This window comes from Pseudomonas sp. RA_35y_Pfl2_P32 (assembly GCF_963970735.1).
In the GTDB taxonomy this organism is placed as follows: domain Bacteria; phylum Pseudomonadota; class Gammaproteobacteria; order Pseudomonadales; family Pseudomonadaceae; genus Aquipseudomonas.
This window is the reverse complement of record NZ_CAXAQF010000145.1, coordinates 1-589: the sequence shown is the minus strand read 5'-3', so window position 1 is coordinate 589 and position 589 is coordinate 1. Positions and strand designations below refer to the sequence as shown.

Annotated in this window: 1 protein-coding gene; it reads left to right on the top strand. The window is 65.4% G+C overall.

Going from position 1 to position 589, the window contains the following annotated elements:
• On the top strand, positions 1-589 hold a 589-nt coding region (locus AACY45_RS27550; protein WP_339548621.1), incomplete at both ends, for a glutamate--tRNA ligase.

Below are 589 nucleotides of genomic sequence, written 5' to 3'. Positions count from 1 at the left end.
TGGCTCTATGCCCGACATCATGGCGGCAAGTTCCTGCTGCGCATCGAAGATACCGATCGTGCGCGTTCGACCCAGCCCGCGAACGACGCGATTTTGACGTCGATGCGCTGGCTCGGGCTCGATTGGGACGGCGAGGAAGTGTTCCAGTTCGCCCGTGCGGCGCGCCATGCCGAGGTCGCTTATCAATTGCTGGCGGCGGGCCAGGCGTACAAATGCTTCGCCACCGCCGACGAGCTGACCGAAATGCGCGAGGCGCAAAAAGCGGCAGGCAAGCCGATGCGCTATGACGGCCGCTGGCGCGACCGTTCGCCCGACGAGGCCCCCGAGGGCGCGCCGTTCGTCGTGCGACTGAAGGCCCCGCGCGAGGGTGCCACCACGATCGAGGATCGCGTCCAGGGCGGCGTCACCGTGCAGAATGCCGAGCTCGACGATTTCGTCCTGCTGCGCTCGGAAGGCACGCCGACCTATATGCTGGCGGTGGTGGTCGACGATCACGACATGGGCGTCACCCACATCATCCGTGGCGACGACCATCTCAACAACGCCTTCCGCCAGCTTCCCATCATGCGTGCCATGAATGCGATCGAGG